The sequence below is a fragment of the Altericista sp. CCNU0014 genome (genome assembly GCF_044923475.1).
Lineage (GTDB): Bacteria > Cyanobacteriota > Cyanobacteriia > Thermosynechococcales > Thermosynechococcaceae > JAAURS01.
On record NZ_CP137338.1, the window covers coordinates 592535 to 613852 of the forward strand.

24 protein-coding genes are annotated in these 21318 nt (G+C 54.0%); 8 read left to right on the plus strand and 16 right to left on the minus strand.

The annotated features are described in order from the left end of the window. Nucleotide 1: 1 nt before the first annotated feature. Both R6H26_RS02925 and pgsA read left to right on the plus strand, forming a co-directional pair. Nucleotides 2-634, plus strand: coding sequence for a pentapeptide repeat-containing protein (locus R6H26_RS02925; RefSeq protein WP_404788171.1), 633 nt, complete (start codon nt 2-4; stop codon nt 632-634). Between the two features lie 43 nt (nt 635-677). Further along, on the plus strand, nt 678-1229 hold the full coding sequence (gene pgsA / locus R6H26_RS02930) for a CDP-diacylglycerol--glycerol-3-phosphate 3-phosphatidyltransferase (RefSeq protein ID WP_404788172.1): 552 nt from the start codon (nt 678-680) through the stop codon (nt 1227-1229). On the opposite strand, the gene R6H26_RS02935 is transcribed toward pgsA, so the two are convergent. The 8 genes from R6H26_RS02935 to R6H26_RS02970 all read right to left on the minus strand — a co-directional run bounded on the left by R6H26_RS02935 (nt 1230) and on the right by R6H26_RS02970 (nt 7137). After that, nucleotides 1230-1562: a DUF760 domain-containing protein gene (locus tag R6H26_RS02935; RefSeq protein ID WP_404788173.1), complete on the minus strand. Its 333-nt coding sequence runs from the start codon at nt 1560-1562 to the stop codon at nt 1230-1232. 111 nt (nt 1563-1673) lie between these two features. Next, a complete protein-coding gene (gene pdxH / locus R6H26_RS02940; RefSeq protein WP_404788174.1) occupies nt 1674-2354 on the minus strand; it encodes a pyridoxamine 5'-phosphate oxidase in 681 nt (226 codons plus the stop codon). A 20-nt stretch (nt 2355-2374) separates the two neighbouring features. Next, on the minus strand, nt 2375-3154 hold the full coding sequence (gene larB / locus R6H26_RS02945) for a nickel pincer cofactor biosynthesis protein LarB (protein WP_404788176.1): 780 nt from the start codon (nt 3152-3154) through the stop codon (nt 2375-2377). A 41-nt stretch (nt 3155-3195) separates the two neighbouring features. Next, nucleotides 3196-3726, minus strand: coding sequence for a translation initiation factor IF-3 (gene infC, locus R6H26_RS02950; protein ID WP_404791188.1), 531 nt, complete (start codon nt 3724-3726; stop codon nt 3196-3198). 211 nt (nt 3727-3937) lie between these two features. Then, nucleotides 3938-4138: an NAD(P)H dehydrogenase subunit NdhS gene (locus tag R6H26_RS02955; RefSeq protein WP_404788178.1), complete on the minus strand. Its 201-nt coding sequence runs from the start codon at nt 4136-4138 to the stop codon at nt 3938-3940. 60 nt (nt 4139-4198) lie between these two features. Beyond that, nucleotides 4199-5500, minus strand: coding sequence for a rod shape-determining protein RodA (gene rodA, locus R6H26_RS02960; RefSeq protein WP_404788179.1), 1302 nt, complete (start codon nt 5498-5500; stop codon nt 4199-4201). Between the two features lie 31 nt (nt 5501-5531). Next, nucleotides 5532-6602 (minus strand): Mrp/NBP35 family ATP-binding protein, encoded by a 1071-nt coding sequence (locus R6H26_RS02965; RefSeq protein ID WP_404788180.1) that lies wholly within the window; start codon nt 6600-6602, stop codon nt 5532-5534. An 85-nt stretch (nt 6603-6687) separates the two neighbouring features. Further along, nucleotides 6688-7137: a putative toxin-antitoxin system toxin component, PIN family gene (locus R6H26_RS02970; RefSeq protein WP_404788182.1), complete on the minus strand. Its 450-nt coding sequence runs from the start codon at nt 7135-7137 to the stop codon at nt 6688-6690. Between the two features lie 195 nt (nt 7138-7332). On the opposite strand from R6H26_RS02970, the gene R6H26_RS02975 reads away from it, so the two are divergent. Then, complete coding sequence (locus R6H26_RS02975; RefSeq protein ID WP_404788183.1) at nt 7333-8940, plus strand: endo-1,4-beta-xylanase; 1608 nt, start codon at nt 7333-7335, stop codon at nt 8938-8940. Nucleotides 8941-9021: 81 nt separating this feature from the next. Next, entirely contained in the window at nt 9022-9159 is a 138-nt protein-coding gene (locus tag R6H26_RS02980) for a photosystem II reaction center protein K (RefSeq protein ID WP_404788185.1), read from the plus strand. 95 nt (nt 9160-9254) lie between these two features. Here R6H26_RS02980 and R6H26_RS02985 read toward each other — a convergent pair whose 3' ends face one another. Beyond that, entirely contained in the window at nt 9255-9719 is a 465-nt protein-coding gene (locus tag R6H26_RS02985) for a hypothetical protein (protein ID WP_404788187.1), read from the minus strand. Between the two features lie 332 nt (nt 9720-10051). Here R6H26_RS02985 and R6H26_RS02990 point away from each other — a divergent pair, with 332 nt between their 5' ends. Continuing rightward, nucleotides 10052-10750 (plus strand): hypothetical protein, encoded by a 699-nt coding sequence (locus tag R6H26_RS02990; RefSeq protein WP_404788189.1) that lies wholly within the window; start codon nt 10052-10054, stop codon nt 10748-10750. On the opposite strand, the gene R6H26_RS02995 is transcribed toward R6H26_RS02990, so the two are convergent. The 7 genes from R6H26_RS02995 to bioF form a co-directional block, all read right to left on the minus strand. Beyond that, the gene (locus tag R6H26_RS02995) at nt 10747-11544 is read right to left on the minus strand and encodes a class II glutamine amidotransferase (protein ID WP_404788191.1); all 798 of its coding nucleotides are present in this window, start codon (nt 11542-11544) and stop codon (nt 10747-10749) included. The genes R6H26_RS02990 and R6H26_RS02995 overlap by 4 nt on opposite strands. Nucleotides 11545-11594: 50 nt before the next feature. Beyond that, nucleotides 11595-12263, minus strand: a complete 669-nt coding sequence (locus tag R6H26_RS03000; protein ID WP_404788192.1) for a TVP38/TMEM64 family protein — start codon at nt 12261-12263, stop codon at nt 11595-11597. Between the two features lie 25 nt (nt 12264-12288). Next, a complete protein-coding gene (locus R6H26_RS03005) occupies nt 12289-12885 on the minus strand; it encodes a molybdenum cofactor guanylyltransferase (RefSeq protein ID WP_404788194.1) in 597 nt (198 codons plus the stop codon). After that, on the minus strand, nt 12878-13945 hold the full coding sequence (locus R6H26_RS03010; protein WP_404788196.1) for an anthranilate phosphoribosyltransferase family protein: 1068 nt from the start codon (nt 13943-13945) through the stop codon (nt 12878-12880). The genes R6H26_RS03005 and R6H26_RS03010 overlap by 8 nt, the downstream gene beginning before the upstream one ends. Then, the gene (locus R6H26_RS03015; protein WP_404788198.1) at nt 13942-14910 is read right to left on the minus strand and encodes a LysR family transcriptional regulator; all 969 of its coding nucleotides are present in this window, start codon (nt 14908-14910) and stop codon (nt 13942-13944) included. The genes R6H26_RS03010 and R6H26_RS03015 overlap by 4 nt, the downstream gene beginning before the upstream one ends. Before the next feature lie 276 nt (nt 14911-15186). Then, entirely contained in the window at nt 15187-16893 is a 1707-nt protein-coding gene (locus tag R6H26_RS03020) for an iron uptake porin (protein WP_404788199.1), read from the minus strand. A gap of 418 nt (nt 16894-17311) precedes the next feature. Then, nucleotides 17312-18478, minus strand: coding sequence for an 8-amino-7-oxononanoate synthase (gene bioF, locus R6H26_RS03025; RefSeq protein ID WP_404788201.1), 1167 nt, complete (start codon nt 18476-18478; stop codon nt 17312-17314). A gap of 357 nt (nt 18479-18835) precedes the next feature. Between bioF and pyrH the strand changes: the two genes are divergently transcribed. Genes pyrH through R6H26_RS03040 form a run of 3 tightly spaced genes read left to right on the plus strand, consistent with a single transcriptional unit; the run spans nt 18836 to nt 21288 of the window. Continuing rightward, a complete protein-coding gene (gene pyrH, locus R6H26_RS03030) occupies nt 18836-19564 on the plus strand; it encodes a UMP kinase (RefSeq protein WP_404788203.1) in 729 nt (242 codons plus the stop codon). Next, entirely contained in the window at nt 19551-20099 is a 549-nt protein-coding gene (gene frr / locus R6H26_RS03035) for a ribosome recycling factor (RefSeq protein ID WP_404788205.1), read from the plus strand. Before pyrH ends, frr begins: the two co-directional genes overlap by 14 nt. A 58-nt stretch (nt 20100-20157) precedes the next feature. Continuing rightward, nucleotides 20158-21288, plus strand: coding sequence for a geranylgeranyl reductase family protein (locus tag R6H26_RS03040; protein ID WP_404788206.1), 1131 nt, complete (start codon nt 20158-20160; stop codon nt 21286-21288). Nucleotides 21289-21318: the final 30 nt, after the last annotated feature.

The window sequence follows — 21318 nt, forward strand, 5'->3', positions numbered from 1 at the left end:
TATGAAGCGATCGATGTATATCAGCGCCCTACTGACCGTTAGCGTCGGTACCGTGCTTTTTGTGACGACGGAAGTCGGACGCAGCCAGAGCTGGTTCGTCAAGCAAAAATGTATTCGATGCGACTTGACCCGTGCCGATTTAGAGCGCCGTAACTTGCAAAGTATTAATTTTCGAGGTACGAATTTTACGTTCGCTAACTTGCAGGAAACCAATCTGAGCGGCGCAAATCTAAGCGGCACCAGACTCGTCCAAACAAAACTAGCGCGAGCCAACCTCAGCAACGCAAATTTGGATGCAGCCAACGTTGTCAATACAGATCTGCGCGATGCCAACTTTCAGGGTGCAAGCCTCCAAAGCGCGCGGGTAACGCAGACCAACTTAAACGGCGCGCAGTTCTTAGGGGCTAAAATGCGCGGCATTAATTTTTCCGAAACCGATCTTAAGAACTCGGATTTAAGAAATGCCGATCTGCTTTTGGCTAATTTTTCGAATGCAGACTGCCGGGATGCTAACTTTGGCGGGGCAAATTTACAGGGGGCAAATTTTAGCGGCGCTAAATTGCAAGGCGCGAGCTTCGTTGGGGCAAACCTCAAGAACGTTGCTTTTCCTGCCGGATTTCCGTCTCCGCAGTAGTGCCGTTGCAGCGACAATAGAACTACCCTACTGTTTTATTGCGATGACCCCAGCTACTTGGATTACTGTATCTCGCCTGTTAGCCGTCCCTATCTTGCTTTTTGGCCTGCGCTGGACTGCCGAAGACGGTTTCCTGCCTTCAGATTCTGCGCGCTGGGTTTGCCTCGTTGCATTCTTGCTGGCAGCGGGGACTGACTGGCTGGACGGCTATGTGGCGCGTCGCTTTAACCAAGTCACCGATCTCGGGAAAATTCTGGATCCTTTGGTCGATAAGCTTCTCGTCTTTGCGCCCCTGCTCTGCCTCGTCGAACTTCGCGAAATTCCAGCTTGGAGCGTATTTTTAATTCTCTTGAGAGAGCTAACCATTGCGGGTTGGCGGGTGCAGCAAACTCAAATTTCCGGCGCAAACCTGTGGGGGAAGGCCAAAACCGTCAGCCAAATTACGGCGATCGCTCTCTTAATTGCCCCATCTACTGCCATCAGTCATAACCTAGGGCTGGTCGCCTACGGCATTGCAGTGAGTTTGACCCTGATTTCAGGGGGAATATATCTCTGGCCCGGTCTTGCCAACCGCGCCGCGACGGAAAAAGCATAGCTAATCGGCAGAACCGCCAAACACGCTGGCCTCTAACTCCATCCGCTGTTCCATCTTGCGCAAGAAATAACCTGTCATCATGGCAGAAGCCAGCAATCCGGCTAGATTCTCCCGGTCCGTTACGATCTGGACGTTAAAAGCTTCAGAGGGCAGCACGCCCACCAATCCCTGAACGTTTTGGGAGATAATCTGCTTGATTTCGGGGCTGACGGACTTTGCAACCCGTGCCAACACCTCAGGCGGTTGATTTTGGAGATACTTGATCAGCAAATTACTCTGGTCTTCATCTCCGTCGCTGAGGATGAAATGAGCGTTGTCGGGGTTAAAAGCCATAGCTGCACTCGATGAATCGCTTTATCCATTTTTACATCTCTTCTCCCCAGTATGCCCATTGCTAGACGATCCCTAAAACCGAACTAAAAAAGGTGCAATGACCCATGGGCGTTAAGGGGAAAGACGCTCGACTTTCCAAGCAGGATCGGAAGCCGTTGCGTGCCGATAGCATAACCGATCGTGCAGTCGATTGGAGCGTCCCTGCCAAAATTCAAAGTAGATGGGCGCGACCCGATATCCACCCCAATGAGGTGGACGGGGAATCGATGCTCCCCGATAGTCCTGCTCGAGGTGTTGGAGGCGCTCTTCTAAAATCGATCGATCCGCGATCGCCTGACTTTGATCGGACACCCAAGCCCCCAGCTGACTGCCGCGAGGACGGCTTTGGAAGTAGGCATCCGCCTCAGTCTCCGATACCAAGGTGATCGAGCCTTCAATCCTAACTTGGCGCTCCAGTTCGCCCCACCAAAACACGAGCGCCGCTGCGGGGTTTTGGGCGATTTCTCGACCCTTACGGCTTTGGAAATTGCTATAAAACACGAATCCGCGCTCGTCAAAGCCTTTGAGCAATACAATCCGAGCCGCAGGCCGCCCTTCGGGGGTAACGGTTGCTAGCGTCATTGCATTGGGTTCGATGACTTGAGCCTCGAGTGCCTGAGCGAACCAATGCTGAAACTGCAAGAAAGGATCGGACTCGACATTGGATTCGAGCAGCATCTGGCGAGAATAATCGCGCCGCAGTTCTCCTATATCGATCGATGGATTGGCGGTGGATGAAGGAAGCGCACTCATACAGTCTGATTCAGAACAGCCTAGACATTCACGCGAGCGGCAGTCCGCAGGATTTGGCCCGCTAAAATTGCCGCACCAAAGCCATTGTCAATGTTAACAACACCAATCCCTGGCGCGCAGGAGTTCAACATGGTCAGCAGGGGGGCTAAGCCGTTAAAGCTGGCCCCATAGCCGATGCTGGTCGGGACGGCAATGACGGGACAATCCGCCAACCCCGCGACAACGCTAGCCAACGCGCCCTCCATACCCGCCACGACGATGAGGACATCTGCTCGGGCGATCGCCCCCCTATTTTGCAGCAGTCGATGAATGCCCGCGACGCCCACATCCCAGAGGCGATGCACCGAGAACCCGCAGAGCGTTGCCGTCACCGCCGCTTCTTCCGCAATGGGCAGATCGGCAGTGCCCGCCGAAATAATGCCAACTCGCCCTGGATGCTGGGGGGTCGGCGTATCCGTTTGCCCGAGCGCGCAAATCCTGGCTTGGGCGTAGTACTGGAGTTGGGGCAGCTCGGCCTGAAGCTGTTCGTAGACGGCTGGTTCGATGCGGGTGGCCATCACGCAGGATTGATGGGGCAGCATCGCCCGAAAAATATCCGCGATTTGCGCGGGCGTTTTGCCAATGCCCCAGATGACCTCGGGAAAGCCAGTACGAACCTGACGGTGGTGGTCGATCTTGGCAAAGTCCTCGACGGACTCATAGGTCGCTAAATACTTAATCTGCTCCAGCGCCTCATCCGGGCTGAGAGTCCCAGACGAAACAGCGCTGAGCAATTGGTGGAGAGAGTCGGTTGGAGTCACTATTTAAATTCGAGGGATTGCGCTGGGCGATGGAGTTCTGGCTACGGCGCTTTCTTGGGAGACAAAAACATAATCATGTTTCTCCCCTCTCGCTTTGGAAACTGCTGAACCTCGGCAATTTCTTTTAAATCGTTCGCCATGCGGCTCAAAAGCTCTTCGGCGAGGTGGGCGTGCTGGATTTCCCGGCCTCGGAACGTGATGGTGGCTTTGACCTTGTCGCCCGACTTAATGAAACGCTCGGCATGATTGACCCGAACCTGATAGTCGTGCTCTTCAATTTTGTAGCGCATTTTCACTTCTTTGACGTCAGCCGTATGCTGCTTCTTGCGCGCTTCTCTTGCCTTTTTTTCTTGCTCGAACTTGTACTTGCCATAATCCATGATTCGGCAGACTGGCGGATCGGCTTTATCGCTGACGAGTACGAGGTCTAGATTCTTTTCGTCCGCGATCGCCATGGCATCGCGAGGAGACATAATGCCGAGCTGCTCGCCAGTACTGTCTACCACCCGCACTTGCGGGAAACGGATTCGTTCGTTGATGTTAGGGAGATCTTGTTGCGCTTTTTTGCTGATTGGAGGCACAGGCGTTGAATTAAGAAATAAACAATAGTCGAACTTACGGATGAATGGAGCCAGGCGGCTTCACCGCCAAACCGAACTCCGCCCCTTAAACCTAACAGATCCTTCGTTCATCCCAACATACTTCATAACATAGCTTAGCGCTCGCGATCGGTATCGAACGAACCCTTAAAGACTTGAAGCGCCGTACCGAAGTCAGAAGTTTCTATCCTTTCTTCTGGCGCGGATTGACGATCTCCAGCTCTTTTTGACGAAAGGTTACGATTTTTATCCAGTTGCCGCCGCCAAAAATGACCGCAGCGCGGCCATCCGTCACGCGTTGAACCTGTCCTTCAAATCGATAGTAGGTATCGTTGGGATTGGTGACGCGGACGGTGGAACCGGGCAAAAGGAGGGGGGTTTTCATAATTGCATCCTGAAGAGATAATGACTGACTCTAGTTTACAGGAGAGCTGATTGACGCTCATCATCGATATCGCCTTACGGTTGGATAGGGACTCGTGCGGGGGTGAGTATAGTTGGCGACGGATTCGGCTAGGCCAATGGCTAAATAGTTAGTCAGCAAAGCCGAACGGCCATAGCTCAGCCACGGCAGAGGGATGCCCGTCACGGGTGCGAGGCCGATGGTCATGCCAATGTTAATGACAACCTGAAAGACGATCATGGTGAAGATGCCAATGCACAACAGCGATCCAAAACTGTCATTGGATGCGGTGGCGACCTTGATGAGGCGGACGCAAATCAACCAGAAGGCCGCCAACAAACAAAGGCTGCCGATCAATCCAAATTCTTCGCCGATGGCAGAGAAGATGAAGTCGGTGTGCTGTTCTGGAATAAAGTTGAGCTGGGTTTGAGTCCCTTGATTGAGTCCTCGCCCCCAGAGCTGGCCCGCACCGATCGCGATGCGGGATTGAATCAAGTGATAGCCGCCACCGAGGGGATCCTTATCGGGGTCGAGAAAGAGGATGAGGCGATCGCGCTGGTAATCTTGCAGGACTCCCCATAGTGCGTGGCCGATTGCACCAGAGCTGAGATTGATTATCCCAGCAAGGGCCGCACTCAGAATGGAATTAGGGAGGGTAAACCAAGCCGTAGCCGCCATTGCCGCGCTCCAACCCAGCCACAGCGTCGTGGAAGTCAGTAGGGGTAGGGGTAAGTTGAGGACGATGGCAGAGACCAGGGGTGACAGCATGAGGATAATCCAGCCGCCGTGGGCGTTGGCCCAGTAGAGCATGCCTAGGGTAACCGCGCCAAAGACCAGAGAGGTCCCGAGGTCGGGCTGCAAAAAGACTAGCCCCCAAGGTAAGGCCGTAATCGCCAGGGTACGGAAAATTGCGGGCAAGGAGGAGGCAGGCCAAGCGCTGAGAAGCGCCGCCAGGGAAATAATGACCCCGACCTTGGCAAATTCAGAGGGTTGAACGTTAAACCCGGCAATGGTAATCCACCGTTGGGCGCCTAGAGCGCTGGTGCCTGCAAACTTTACGGCTAAGAGCGAGAGGCAGGTGGCGCCATAAATCAGCCAGTGAAGCGACAGCAAAATTTTGTAGTCGATCCGCGACACCACCAACACGATCGCAATTCCGATCGCGCCGATTACCCAATGCTGCGACCAGTCCGTCCAGCCTTGGTGGAGTTCGGTGCTGCGAATCAGCAGTCCACCGAGGAGGGTGAGCAGAACTGGGATCCAAAACAAGTAGGGATCTAGTTTTTGCCATGGCTGAAGCCAACGACTCCAGGCTGGAGTTCGGCGCGAGCGTCGAATCAACATTGAATTATCCTAGGGGGCTATGCGCTCAGTCTTAAGTTAGCGCAGCAACGGAGACGATCGCCGCAACTTTTTGAGCGATCGCCGTCAGCGCCTTCGCTGAGGCGGAGTCCGGTTGGGAAATGACGATGGGAACGCCGCGATCGCCCCCCTGCCGGACCGAAATTTCGAGGGGGACGCAACCGATTAGGGGGACCCCCAGTTCGATTGCCAGCTTCTCGCCACCGCCGGAACCAAAAATGTCGTATTGCTGCTCGGGTCGATCGGGCGGGACGAAGTAGCTCATGTTTTCGACCACGCCCAGGACGTTCACTCCAAGCTGTTGAAACATCCGCAAGCCTTTGCGGGCGTCTAAAATGGCCACATCTTGAGGGGTGCTGACAATCACGACCCCCGCCATGGGGACGGCTTGGGCCAAGGTCAACTGGGCATCTCCCGTGCCGGGCGGCAAATCGACGACCAGGTAATCGAGTTCGCCCCAATCCACTTGGTATAGGAACTGACGGATGATGCCGTTGAGCATGGGTCCCCGCCAGATTACGGGCTGATCGCGATCGATTAAAAATCCCATCGACACCATTTTGACGCCGTGGGCTTCGGCGGGTTCTAACACGTCCCCTTGAGCTTCTTTGCGCACTTCAATGATGGCCTGTTCCAAGCCCAACATTGTCGGGACGTTAGGGCCGTAGATATCTGCATCGATCACGCCTACAGATGCACCGGATTGGGCTAGGGCAACGGCGATATTGACAGCAACGGTGCTTTTCCCAACCCCGCCTTTGCCGCTGGATACCGCAATGATATTTTTAACCCCTTCAATGCCCGTGCGATCCGGTAGGCTTTTCTGCTGGGGGGTTTCAGCGGTCACGTCTACGTCGATCGAAGCTACGCCTGGGAGGGTGTGCACTGCTTTTTTGCAATCTTCTACGATAAATTCGCGCAGCGGGCAGGCGGGCGTCGTGAGCACGAGGGTAAAGGCGACGTTCCCGTCTGTAATCCGGACATTGCGGATCATGTTCAGTTCGACCAGACTTTTGCGGAGTTCTGGATCCTGCACGGGACGTAAAACTTCAAGTACGGATGCAGGGGTCAACGTTGCGGACATGGCGATTTCTTAAACAGCTGGGCAAGAAGCGAAAAAGACCGAGATCGAGGCTTTTAGAATCTTAGCCTTTTGGGGCTTACACGAGTTAAGGCAAATGGAGTTCCGGGTATGTTTGTTTTCGATGGTCGCCATTGCGATCGCGAGAGATCGCAAATTCAGAGGGAGTCCAGATGGCGATCGCCACTGCATCTCGGATTGAAAGGAGATCGCGATCCATCGTAATGAGGACGGCACCCGTCGCGTCTGCTAAAGCCGCAAACTTGATGTCTGCCGGATCTGAAATGAGCGCGAACCGCTCTGGGAACAGGTCTCCGAGGTAGCAGTCTTCCAGTCGAAAGAGCGGCGCGATCGCGTCCCAGGACAAGGGCGGGATTTTACGGACGATAAAGGCCGTTTCTTGGCGGGTTTGTTCGTTCCAGACCATGGGCAAAAGCCCGTCCCGCACTTGCGCGACAATCTGGGCCGAGTGGCTCTTGGGCTTAAATCCAGCAGCCACAAACACATTGGTGTCGAGGAGAACAGCTTGGAGGGTCACGATGCTCAATCCTCGGATGCTGTTCCTTCATTCTAGGAGGTGTCAGAACGAATCGCTCCCGCTTCAAGTGCGGCAAATCGACGGGCTGGGTGGCGATGGACGCGCTTTCGGCGAAAATTGAGAAGATGCCGATAGGTTCGCTGTCGAGTCGGGATAGACGGGCCGAGGGGGCAGAAAACGATAGATGGCAGTTTTATGGATCGACGGAAAGTCTTAAAGCTGAGCGGGGGGCTAGGGCTGGGCTATCTCCTCGCGCGACAGAATGTTTCCCAGGCAGAAGCGGTCAAGCCGCGCCTGAAAATGGTTGCTTATTTGCCCGATGGGAACCCGCTGCCGCGTCAGCCGCTCAATCAGCTCTATTTCCTAGATCTTCAAGACGAGCCGCTCCCCTCCCCGCCGCGCAAGGTGGAGGATGGCGTGCTGGTTTCCGAACCCCCTGCCGTTATTCCCTTTGCGATCGCCCTCAAACTCCCCGTCGAAGGCTTTGGCGAAGTGACCCTCTACGCCGACAACGACGGTCGCGGGTTTGGCCCCGCCGACTTTCCCCTGAACTTGAACTTAGCGTTCGCCCAAACGAGGCTTCAGCGCGTGCAGAATGCACTGCGGCACTGGCGATCGCAGGGGTTTAGTTTCTCCGACGGGATCGAGCAGCGGTTGGGTCGGGCCAAGGGTGGGGTGCGAGTGGCGATCGCTACGCACCCGGAGTCCGCTAAGCGCCCAGAGTCCAACGCGACGTCTCTCCAGGCAAAAATCAAAGCGTGCAATGCATCTTTAGCCGAAAGCCTCTGGGCCGGAGAAGAACTGGTTTTTGCCAAAGCTCGGCAAATCGTCCAAAAACTCCCCCGCTCCCGAACGATGCGGTTGGGCTGTAATGCCTTTGGCTACCCTCAAGCAGGACCCGACTACGAACGCTACTTTCGCCAGATTTTTAACTTCGCCACCATCCCGTTTTATTGGAAACCCTTCGAACCCGAACCCGGACGAACCCAATTTGCAGATCGAGATAGAACCGCAGACTGGCTGCGCGACAGCGGCATTGCCGTCAAGGGACATCCCCTCGCCTGGTTTCATGAAATTGGTATCCCCGATTGGGTTCGCCAGAAACCTTACGCCGAACTGAAAACGCTCTTGCGCCAGCGCGCCATCGATATTACGGCCCACTATCAAAACCGCATCTCCTACTTTGACGTCATTAACGAAGCCCACGGCGCGCCCTGGGCCAACGAACTTCGCTTTACTCCCGAGCAGTTTTTAGACCTGACGCGACTCACTGCAGAAGCCGCACGCCAAGGAAATCCCGCCGTGCAAAGAATTTTAAACTGCTGCTGCCTTTGGGGCGAAACTGTCCCTTATTACCCCCCACCTCAACGAAGCCCTTACCAATACCTCAAAGCCGCCCTCTCCGCTCGAATCCCGTTTGAAATCGTCGGGCTGCAGCTCTACTACCCCGACCAAGACCTGTTTGAAATCGATCGCCTGCTGGAACGCTTTAGTGCCCTGGGCAAGCCCATCCACATCACCGAACTGGGCGTTTCCTCCGCAACGGGGATCGACGAGCAGTCTTATCTCAAAGACGCACGCGGTCTTTGGCATAAACCCTGGAGCCAGACGATACAGGCGGATTGGATCGAACAGTTTTATACGATCTGCTACAGCAAACCCGCAATTGAGGCGATTTCCTGGTGGGATTTTAGCGATCGCGGCTGCTTCTGGCCTTTTGGTGGCTTACTGGATCGAAACATGCAGCCTAAAGAATCCTTTTATCGTCTCAAAACCCTACTGGCCCAGTGGCGCTATCGATAATGTAAAGCTTTAGACCTAGATGAGAATTCATGTTAAGATTTTGATTGGTTTGAGACGCTGTGTTGGAAGGACTATTGATTCATGGAAGCTGCTCTGCTCTTGGCGAAACTGCCCGAAGCTTACTCAGTGTTCGATCCTCTCGTTGACGTATTGCCCGTCATTCCAGTCTTCTTTTTGCTACTGGCGTTTGTGTGGCAGGCTGCGGTTGGATTTAGGTAAGCGCGTTAAAACTCATTCAATTTTTATAAAAGCTGGATAATTGCATTTTTATCCGGCTTTTTTATGGCTTCGATCGAACCGATCGGCCAACGCGGTCAACCAGGCAAAAAAACGAGCCGCCGCAGACCTTGCCAGAGCGCTTCGATCGCTCTAGGGTCTCGACCTAGCAGCCATCCCGCGGTCAACCCTCCCCACGACGCGAGGGATAGGCAAACCAACACGAGACGCCGACCGATCCCCTTGAGCTGGAGTTCCAGACGCGCCCAGGAGAGGCTCAACAGTAACACGAGCCCCAAGCCAAACAGCTCCGCGTGGGTAATTGCAAAGGTTACGGTTATGCTGACAAACAAAATACTCACCAACACGGCAGGGCCGAGCCGCACCCATCGACCGATCGCTTGCCCGCGCCAAATCCATAAGGCGATCAGCAAGATCGTAGCCAGCCAAGACTCTACTAGCCAAAACAGTGGCAGAGCAGACAACCGCCAACCCAGAAGCCCGTAGGCCAAGCCAGTGCAGCTTACCGAAAGCCACGGGAACGAAAATAGATTCAGCTTCATGGGGTTTGAAGGTATAGGCGATAGTGAATGGCTAAACGACGGACCCTTTTGGCCTTAAGAAACCACAGTACGTTCTCGACAACCGATACTATGGATCTCAGTGATGGGTTCAGGATCGTAACAATAGCAGTACCCCGAGCAATGGTAAAAACGCCGCCATCCGCTCGATCTGATACAATTAGTTACATTGGCTCCTTAAAATCGCCTTAAACTATTCTATGTAAGACCAGTTTGCATCCAAATTTTAGCAATAAGATGGATGAAGGTAAGTGGTATGGGGGTTCAGCGAATGTCGCAGGTTTACCGCTTTCTGATGAACTCACTCTTTTTTGATGATGATAAACTCTACTGCCGCACCATCCCTTAACTTCCAATCTGTTGCCTTCGAGTTACTGAGTTATTACAGCTTAGAGCCAGAGCGCTATCCACAACCTTTGACCAAAAGTAAAGTGCTGGGTCAGTGGCTGCGGGCCTACCCCGAGCAGTGGGTTCGCTGGGCGCTCATCGAGTCTCTCTATCAGGGGCGCTACAAGACCTATTCCGTAGAGCAGATTTTGGCGATGTGGCATCGGCGCGGACAGCCTACTTATCACTTTAACGATGAGTTTGAAACCATGATTTGCCACAATGTCCCGCGTCGGATGGAGAAGGCCGAGTCAGAGAAGGCGATGGTTGAAGAGTCGTCTGCGGGCGATCTGGAATCGGTAGAGGGCGAAGAAGGCTTAGCGCTCCTGCCACCCGCTTGGGATGTTGCTGAAGTTTCGAGTTTGGCGATCGCCTCAGAAGCGCAGCCCCTAGAGCCGAAACCTGCTGCTCGGGAGTCTGACGCGGAATCCTACTGGGATAATTTTTTCGAGCCGCCTTTGAAGGATACGCGAGAGTCTATTTTGACTTCCGTATTAAAAAACAATCAGCTTTTGCCGCTGACGTTCGACCGTTCTGGCCTAGAACCCATTCATCGATTTATGCCTGAGGCGGAGCCGATCGAGTTTTGCGAGAAGCTGGCGGAGATTGCCCGTTCTCAGCGCTAGTAACCGCACTGCTGGGTCTCAGCGCTATCTAAACTAAGTTGCCCATCCTGAAACAGAACGAGCTGGTTGGGGGCGATCGCCCTCCAAGTCTCGTTATCGGTCAGCGGTAGCGTCGCAATCACTGCAACTCGATCTTGGGGTGCCGTCAAGCTTTGAAAGTCAACCGTCACGTCTTCATCGACTAAGTGCGCCTCTGCAAAAGGGGCTTGGCGTACGATGTAGTGCAGGCTGGTGCTGCAATGGGCAAACAGATGAATTCCATTTGAAAGTAAATAGTTGAACGCACCATGGGTAGCAATTCGAGCGGTTATATCCTGTAGTACTGTATAGATCTGCTCGGTCGCAGGCATCCCATCGGGAAACTGGGTGCGAAGCGTTTCAAGGATGATGCAAAAGGCGCGTTCGCTATCGGTATTGCCGACGGGTTTGTAGAGTCCTTCGATGGGTCCGGCAAAATCTTTGAGGTCGCCATTGTGGGCAAACACCCAATAGCGACCCCACAGTTCCCGCCGAAACGGATGGCAATTTTCCAGGGCAATCTCTCCCTGGGTTGCCTTCCGAATGTGGGCGATGACGTGCTTCGAGCGAATGGGATACTGCTTGACCAGCTCTGCTACGGGCGACGTGACCGCTGACTTTTCATCGATGTAAAGACGGCATCCCCTTCCTTCAAAAAAGGCAATGCCCCAGCCATCCTGATGGTCGTCCGTTTGGCCGCCCCGCGCGCAAAAGCCTGTAAACGAGAAGCAGATATCCGTGGGGACGTTGCAGTTCATGCCTAACAGCTGGCACATGGTGTTGATGCTATTTAAAAAATTGCACTGACTGTAATCTAGCCGATCGCTCAAACTTTGATGCGGCGCTTGGCCTTGAACCAGGTTGAAAATAAAACCAGCGCGCCCGTTAACCCTAACGCTCCTAACAGCGGCCATAGATTGCCTGTCGTCAGGGCTTTAAAGCTAGAGCTGCCCACCAACACAAAGGGTAAAACGCTGGGAACCGTGCCGAGAAGGGTGCCGATCGAAAAATCCCGAAAGCGAATAGAGGTCAGTCCCGCTGCAAAATTCACAATCCCATAGGGCATGACGGGGATCAGCCGAATCGCAAACATATAGAACAAACCGCCCCGATGAATTTCCGCATCCATCGCCTGCCATCGTCCCGCCAACCGCCTTTCCATCGCGGGACGCCCCACCGTGCGGCTGAAGAAAAAGGCGATCGTCGCTGCCCCCACAGCCCCCACGCTCGTCCACAGAATGCCCCACCACGGTCCAAATAGCATCCCTCCAGAAATATTGAGCGGGGTAGAAGGCAAAAGTGCTAGCGTCCCTGCGACGTAAAGTGCAATATAGGCCAGAGGTCCCCAGATCCCCAATTGGCGGATAAAGGTTTGAAGCTGCTCCGGTTTGTAGCCGCCGAGGGCCTGGATAATCCCCCAGGTCAAAAGCAAGCAGACTAGGGCCAGAAGGATCCAGAGCAGTTGATATTTTGAGAGGAAAGGCCGCTTGCGCATTGGGGAGGGAGAAAAAGAATCTTTGCTAGTTTAGCGCGAGGTCGTCGGGAGAATTGCAGTTGTGGAACATGGGGGCGATCGCCGCATCTACTGCTAACGGAGTCGCGCCAACAACCTGCAACCATTGCTGGAACGAAGCGCGATCGCCATTCCGCACCAAATACGCTTGGAGAGAAGGCAGACCGTCCGCGCGATAAAACCCACACAACGGCTCCCAGCGATTTTGATGGTAGGGAACTCGGGCAATTCCCGCGTCCGGCAACGCCTGTATCCATCGCTGTAGGACAGTCTCGTCAAGCTGGGGTAGATCGCAGGCCAGTAGAAGCACCCAAGGTGTTTGGGCCGACTCCATCGCCAGGGCTAAAGCGGCCATCGGTCCCGCAAAAGTGGGCGGCTCGACGAGCCAGCGAACGCTGCGAGGCAAGAGGGTTCGATACCGCTCCGGCCAAGGCGTAACCACAAACACGTCGGTGCAGCAGGCTTGGGCCGTGGCAAACACGCGCTGGAGTAAAGGGACGCCTTGCCAAGTGGCCAGCGCTTTATCCGAACCCATGCGGCGGCTGCGCCCTCCCGCTAAGATCGAGGCCGTCACCTGTCGCGAGGGGGCGATCGCGCTACCCACCGCTAGAACAGATTTTTTGGGGAATATGGCGTTGAAGCAAGGCCAGCTGCGCCGCCACTCGCCCTTCCCGAAGCAACGCTCGAGTTTGGCCGATTCCTTCTGCCAGCGTGGGTGCCATCCCTAAATGCCACAGGTAGAAGCCCGCATTCCACAGGACCGCATTGTAGAGTTTGGAGTCGGTTTGCCCCTGCAACACCTGCTGGACTTCCGTTGTCCAGGTTTCAATCGAGATGTAGCTCGCTTCCGGCCCGCTCAGCCCCCAATCGCGGGCGTTGAGCAACAGCCGATCCAGATCGTCGCGCCCGGCGTACGCCCCAATGATGGCCGTGCGATCGCGCGGTAAATCGCAGCTTCCTTCCAGCCCTTTAATTGTGGTGTAGCAGGTCTGCCCCCTCAACTTAAATGCCTCCTGCATCATGGCTTCCGTAGGGGGATGTACGTAGCCCGAGCATAAATGGGCGTCTCCTTCATAGGGACACCAAAACAGCTCCAGGGTGGCAAGGGGAGGACGTTTTCCCAACTGATCGCGGGCTGCGGTAAGCGGTTGCGAGAGGGGGAAGTGACGGGAGGTGTAAAGCAAACCTAGATTCGTTTGTTCTAGAGTTTGCTGGAGCTGTTCTAGGCTGAGGGCAGACCAGTCAATGCCAAGCTGCTGCCACAACTCTAAGAGCGGTACGCCATACTTGGTCGCCATGCGATCGCCCCCGTGCACGAGCGCCGGACGCCCCGCTGCTGCCAGAATTAGCGCTGTTATGGGTAGGATGGAAGCCGTCCGCGATCGCCCATCGTAGGGCACGCTAAAGACCGCAACGGGAGCGGTCGATGCGATCGCGGCTACCTTGGGGCCGAGGGCATCGTAGGCATCCAGCATGCCTGCCAGTTCCTCTCCCGTAGGACGCTTGATGCGGTGGGCGATCAGAAACGCGCCAATCTGCACCGGAGTAGCTTCTTGGCGCAGCATCATTTCCAGCGCTGCTGCCGCTTCGGCACGGCTCAGGTTGCTGCTGGTGTGGGTACCGCTGCCAACCTTTTTGAGCAATTCTCGGAAGGCTTGACTCATAGCGTCTCCAGTACGGGGCGCGTTGCGGTGAGGGGCTGGTGCGAAACCGGAATCAACTGGTTGCGCACCATCTCGCGGAAATGGGCGATCGGCGGAATCAAGAGCCGATCTTGAGTGGTCACCATCACGACCTCGCGGGTGAGGATAGTCGCCCCCAAACTAGACTCATTTTCCAAAATTCCCAAATCGCGTACGGCTAAAGCAGGATCTGTCTGAGACTCCGCCAGCGCCCCGCGCGGCAACAGCGAAATCATATTTCCCTGACGAATGACGCCGCGAAACGCATCTAAGGTATTGAGTTCGATGGCCGCATTGAGCGCTAGCCCTAGTTTTTTGAACTGACTTTGCACCAGTCGCTGCATTCCGTAACCATCCTTAAAGACTACGTGCGGAAACCGCGCTAACTCTGGCCACGGCACGATTTCATGGTGCGCTAGTGGGTGGTTTGCTGCCATGAGGACTTGGATCGGCTCGTCGTAAAGCTTATCTACCACAAGTTCTGGCTGCTGCGGTAGGGAAGGAGTATTCATCACAATGGCTAAGTCTACCAGTCCATCGCGCAAAACCTTGAGAGAACGATCGCTTCCTAAGGATGTCACCCGTAACTGAATATTCGGATGGCGCTCGCAAAAAAGCTGCAGGACTGGGGGCAGGTAGTGGGCGCAAACCGAGTGGATGGCTGCAACGCATAGCTCCGATTGGAGGCCATCTTTAAGCGTGGCGATCGTCTCTAATGCATCCTCCCACTCAGACAGAATTCGCTTAGCCTTAGGTAGCAGACGCTCCCCAGCGATGGTGAGCTTATTTTGGCCGCCCCGATGAAACAATGGCATGCCGAGGTTCTCTTCCAGACCCTGAATTTGACGACTGATAGTAGACTGTGTGACGCCGCAATGATTGGCAGCCCGTTGGAAATTTCCTGTTTGGACTACTGCCAGAAATGCTTGCATCTGCTCGATTCGCATAGACCTAAACCTGCCGTCGCCTTCTCAAGCAAAGGCATGGATACAATAACGGGTGTTCTAAGACAATGGGTGTTTTAAAACAATGAGTGTAGTGAAGACTACAAATCCCAAGCTTCAACACTAAAAGGCTCTCGCTACAACTGCTGTAGAAAAAGATACGGATTCCAAAATTTAGCCCCCACGGCCAGAATACTTTTAAGACGCAGATAAGACGCAAAGAGAGCTTACCGAAAGATAAGCTCTCTTTGCCCTAAGGTGTTCTATTGCTCGAATAACCTAGAAAGTGAAGGTCGTTCTGACAACGCCCACAATAATGTCAGAGTTTCCATTGTCGGCATTTGGGTTGATCAGATAAATGATCCCTGGCGTAATGGTAATGTTGCTATTGATGGGAAATTGGTACAGCGCTTCAAGGTGAACCGGAGTAGAGGGATCCCTGCGACGCCCTCCAGCGCCGATAAAAGAACTGCCAACCACAGTCGGTGGAACTCCGACCACAAGGCCCCCAACGGCCCCTTTCTTAAAGAGATCGGGAATCGCTATATTCACGGCTCCGTTAATAATATCTGCATTGCCAACTCCATTGGCGCGATCGGCGTTGGTATAGCCGAACCATCCGCCGATGGCTAGCTGAGGCAAAACCCTAAAGGAACCTTGGACCCCAAATGAATTGGAAATGAGGGGTTGTGCGACATTTGTGCCCAACGCAACAAAAGGATTGTTGGCATAGTTGCTACCGCTAAAGTAGCGCAGGTTGCCGTCTGGTGCGTAATTACGGACATAGGTCAGCGCAACTTCAGTGGCTTTAGTTGGCTTAAAGGAGAGCTGTGCCAATGCACTATAACTACCGCCAAATAGACCGCTATCAGTGGACACTGTCCCAAAACCATTAGGATTTACAGCATTCGTTGCGGTAGAAAGATTGGCTCGCCCCGCCAAATAGCCCACGTCAAAGCGAAATTTAGGGGTGAACTGATAGGTTGCACCCACCCCAGAGGTTGCTGAATACCCAGCCGTTCCAATACGATAAATCGGATTGCGTTCTCCGAAAAAGGAGAGTGCCCCTTTGCCGCCACCCCCGCCTTCAAAGAAGGGGTTGACGGTGGTTGTGTAGTAATGGTGGAAGCCACCATTGGCATACACATTAATTTTGAGCTTTTTGCCCACAGGGAACATGTAATCCAGGCGATCGAGGACGACGTTGTTGTTCGTATTGCCCGTGTCAAATGCCAGACGGCTCATATTGGTGCCCGTTGCACCCCCAAAATTAACTTCCCGATTAGAGGTTTGCAGTCTGACGTACAGCCGATCCTTGCCCGTAAAACTGGTCAAGAAGTTAAGTCGAACCCGCTGGGTGAACGTGATACGAGAATCAATTTCTGGGCCAATTCCAGCCGCAGCACCTGTTCCGGCCCGATCGCCAAATACGTCGCTAACCGCAAAAATAGCCTCCCCTTGGAGTTTGGTCGTGGTCGAAAACTGCTGGGCTTCGAGGGTCTTGGTACGAGCTTCTAGGCCATCGACGCGGCCTTTGAGCGTTGCGAGTTCGGCCTTGAATTCTTCTTGCAGGGCTTTGACCGCAGCAAGATCTTCTTTCGTGGCAAAGCGATCGCTAATTCGATCCAAGCAGGCATTCAGCGCTGCAGCTAGTTCGTAGCGCGTTGCCGCTCGGTTGCCCCGAAATGTACCGTCGGGATAGCCCGCAATGCAACCGTAGCGCTCGACCAAAGACTGTAAAGCCTGAAAGGCCCAATCGGTCGGCTGTACGTCGGACAGTTGAGATACGGAAGTAACTTGCGCCTCAGAATCCACATCTCCGGTCAAAGAAGATAAATGCACGTTAGATTCTACTGCTGGCGCATTTTGGCCTTCAAGGGCAGCCACCGTAAGCTGCTCTTCTGCCAATACTTTTACTGGGAAACCAGCCCCGGCAAGCAGGACAAGGCTCAGGAGCGCGCGGCTCCAAATTCGATTAGCAGTCATAACTTGTCTCTCACACCTAAAAAAACGAGAACTCGCATTTCAAACAAGTTGTCCGTCGGGCAGAGGCTATTGTTCTGCAGCGGGAACGTTGCTGGCAATGCCTAAAATTCCTAAGTTTAAGTAAGCTTTGCGCTTAGGTTAAGTCCACGTTAAAAAGGGGATCGTTCGAGATTTGTATTAGTAGCCACAAAATTTGCAGTAAATTGCAGCTTATCCATCGAATTGATGCAAAACTTGAATTAGGTTGGCCGATCGCGCGATCCCGTCCGCGATGATGGGACAAATCGGATCTGACCTTATCTTAAAAAAGCGGGCAGGTCAGTTAAGCCGCGCTGCACGATCGCTCATCCTCGAACGATGCGCTTCAGGCTGAAGAGGGAACGATACAACTGTCGATCGCAAGTTAAAGCGCGCGATTTTAAAGTGCGGCGATCGCCCGTCCCAATTGTTCGATGTGTTCTGGCTGATGGGTTGCCATCACAGAAATCCGAATCCGGCTCGTGGGTACTGTAGGGGGACGAATGGCCGGCGCAAAAATCCCTCGTTCTGCGAGGCGCTGACTGGCCAGAAGCGCCGTTTCGGCGTCGGGTAACTGCAAACATAAAATCGGCGATTCCGACGGTAAAGTCTTGAGATTTTTAACCCCTTCAAAGTGCTGCCGCAGCCGAGCAACACTTTGCCAGAGACAACTGCGGCGTTCTGGCTCAGTTTGAACGATGCGAACAGCCGCGAGGGCAGCGGCGGCAGCGGCTGGAGATAGGGCAGTCGTGTAGATCCAAGTTGCAGCGCGGTTGCGCAAAAAATCGATCAGAGAGGCCGAACCCGCCACGTATCCGCCCAAACTACCTAACGCTTTACTCAACGTGCCCACGTGGACCAAGGGAACTTTGCTACAGCCTAACTGTTCCGCGCACCCGGCTCCTGTCGCCCCCAGCACGCCAGTTCCGTGGGCGTCATCCACCAAAACCATGCAGCTAAATTCTGCCGCGAGGGCTAAAATTTCCGGCAGGGGGCAAATATCCCCATCCATGCTAAACACGCCATCGGTCAATATGAGGCAGCGGCGATGCAACGATCGATGCTGCTCTAACAACAGCCGGAGTTGGGTTGTGTCGTTGTGGGCGTAGTCAAAAACGGAGCCCCCGCTTAGCTTGGCTCCGTTTTTAAGGCTGGAGTGGTTGTACTCATCCCCTAAAATCAAATCCTTCGCGCCTGCCAGCGCGGCGATCGCCCCTAGATTGGCGCTATAGCCAGAGCTAAAAACGATCGCCGCTTCAGTCTGCTTCCATCGGGCGATTGCCTGTTCTAAGTCCCCATGCACCGGACGGTGACCGCTGAGCAATCGGGAGCCAGTACTGCCCGTGCCGTAACGGGCGATCGCCTCAATGGCGGCTTGCTGGAGCCGTTCGTCCCCCGCTAGCCCTAAATAGTCGTTGCTGGCAAAATTCAGCATCGCCTTGCCTTCTATCTCCACGACCGGGCCAGCCAGAGACGTTATGACCCTGACCTGGCGATACCAGCGGGCGCGATGAATGGCCGCGAGGGAATCGTCGATCCAATCGTAGGGAGAGGGAGAAGGCGTCACAGTTCGGCTCACTGGAGGGGTGAAGGGAGAACCAATACTGTATCCTCTGTTCGACCCACCCGATCGTCGTTTCGGAATCAGTCGCAGCAAACCCTCTGTCGAGACTTTTCCCCTCATGTCGCTTCCTTCGAGGAGGCTATCGATTAAGTCGCGTTTTTGTTGGTGCAGTTCTACAATCTTCTGCAATCGCGTTTTTTGCCACTCAGCAATGGATGGTAACGGGCGCTAGAACGAAACTGCTTCGAGAGCTGAACATAAATCAAATCCTTTTTTTAATGTCCTAGCCAATACATTCTTAAAGTGTCGCCAACCTGTTATCTTAAGTGGGAAGTATTTTGAGCCAAATAGAAGCGCCGCATGGGAAATACGTATCAGCGAGTCTTGTTGAAACTGAGCGGCGAAGCTCTGATGGGAAGCCTCCCTTACGGCATCGATCCTGCCGTGGTGCAGCAGGTCGCTGAAGAAATTGCGGATGTTGCCCGACAAGGCATCCAAATTGCAGTTGTCGTGGGCGGCGGCAATATTTTTAGAGGGGTCAAAGGTGCTTCCGCTGGTATGGACCGCGCAACGGCTGACTACATCGGCATGATTGCCACGGTCATGAATGCCATGACCCTCCAAGATTGTTTGGAACGCTCGGGGATTCCCACTCGCGTGCAGTCGGCGATCCCGATGCAGCAGGTGGCAGAGCCCTACATTCGCCGTCGAGCCATTCGGCACTTGGAAAAGGGCCGCGTTGTGATTTTTGGGGCGGGTTCCGGGAACCCCTTCTTTACGACGGACACGACTGCCGCACTGCGTGCTGCTGAAATCGATGCGGAAGTGATCCTAAAAGCCACCAAAGTGGATGGGGTTTACGATTCCGATCCGAAGATCAACCCCGATGCGAAGCGGTTTCAAACGTTGACCTACAGTCACGTATTGGCTCACGATTTGGGCGTAATGGACAGTACGGCGATCGCCCTTTGTAAAGATAACAACCTTCCCATTTTAGTGTTTAATTTGTCTGTACCCAACAATATTCGACGAGCGTTAACGGGTGAATCGATTGGCACCCTTGTAGGAGGTTCTTGTGAAGTTAGCTGACACTGAAGACCACATGCAAAAGGCCGTCGAGGCAACTCAACGGTCGTTTAATACCATTCGAACGGGGCGGGCCAATGCCTCCCTTCTGGATCGCATTACAGTCCCGTATTACGGTGCTGAAACGCCCCTGCGTTCTGTCTCTACGATCTCCACCCCAGATTCCGGCACCATCGCCATCCAGCCCTTCGAGCGGAATCTACTCGGCCCGATCGAAAAAGCCATTTCCATGTCGGACGTAGGGCTGGTGCCCAACAACGACGGCTCCGTCATCCGCCTTAACATTCCGACCCTGACCGCCGAGCGACGTAAAGAATTTGTCAAAATGGCGGCAAAGCTAGCAGAAGAGGGAAAAGTCTCGGTGCGGAATATCCGTCGGGATGCCATTGATGCGGTTCGCAAACAGGCCAAGAACAGCGAGATTTCTGAAGACGAATCTAAAGACCTACAAGATAAGGTTCAGAAGCTTACGGATAAATACACGGCCAGAATCGACGAACTCTTAGCGGTCAAAGAAAAAGAGATTACAACCGTGTAAGGCTTGAATAAGGCTATTCCGCTCTAGTCTCGCATTACCTTTATTTTTTTATTCCTTTATGTATGACTGCATTATTGTCGGTTCTGGCCCAGCTGGCGGGACTGCAGCCTATCACTTGGCCAAAAATGGCCGCTCCGTATTGGTTCTAGAAAAAGAGACGTTGCCGCGCTATAAGCCCTGCGGGGGCGGTGTTTCGCCTATCGTGGCCGAGTGGTTTGACTTTGATTTTTCCCCGGCCATTTCCCTAAAGGTCAGCAGCATTCGCTATACCTGGGAAATGGGGGATCCGGTCGAAGCGGAACTCAAAACCCCGGAGCCAATCTGGATGGTACGGCGGGATATTTTCGACCATTTTTTAATCCAGCAAGCGCAAAAGCAAGGTGCCGAGCTGCGCGACAGCACTGAGGTGACGGGCGTTGAGTTTAAGGGCAGCTACTGGCAGGTCAATACCGCTAACGGCCCTGTAGAAGGTCGCTACCTAATTGCCGCGGATGGCGCCAAAGGACCTATGGCAAAATGGTTGGGCTTTAAAGATCGGAAGCGTCGCATGGGCGGCGCGTTAGAAGCAGAAGCCATTACCCAAATTGAAAACGGCCACATGGCCCACTTTGAGTTTGGGATGGTCAAAAACGGCTATATCTGGAACTTCCCCAAGGCGGATGGTTACTCCATCGGCATCGGTTCCTTTCGCGGCGGCGAACCCCAGAATTTGCGGGAAATCGTGACGGAATATTCCAAGATGTTTGGGATAGATTTCAAATCCATCAAACAGTTCGGACATCCGCTGTGCCTGTGGGACGGCGATCAGACGCTCCATACGCAAAATGCACTCCTGGCGGGCGAAGCGGCCTGCGTGGTCGATCCTTTTACAGCTGAGGGCATCCGTCCTTCCATTTTTAGCGGATTGAAGGCTTCTGAGGCGATCGATCGAGCGCTATCGGGCGATGCCAACGCGCTGGAAAACTACACCCAGGTCATCGCTGAAGAGTGGGGAACTGATATGGTGTGGGCGCAGCGACTGGCAGGCGTATTTTATCGGCTTCCGGGCGTTGGCTACCGTTTGGGTGTAAAGCGACCTGCGGCGACGCAAAAGTTCGGTCAAATCCTCAGCGGCAAGTTGGGCTATAAGGATATTGCTGGCAATGCCATTAAAAAGCTCAGCAGCAGCTTTCTTCCAGAACGCAGTTAGCGTCAGAATAGTAGCAAAACCCAATTGGAG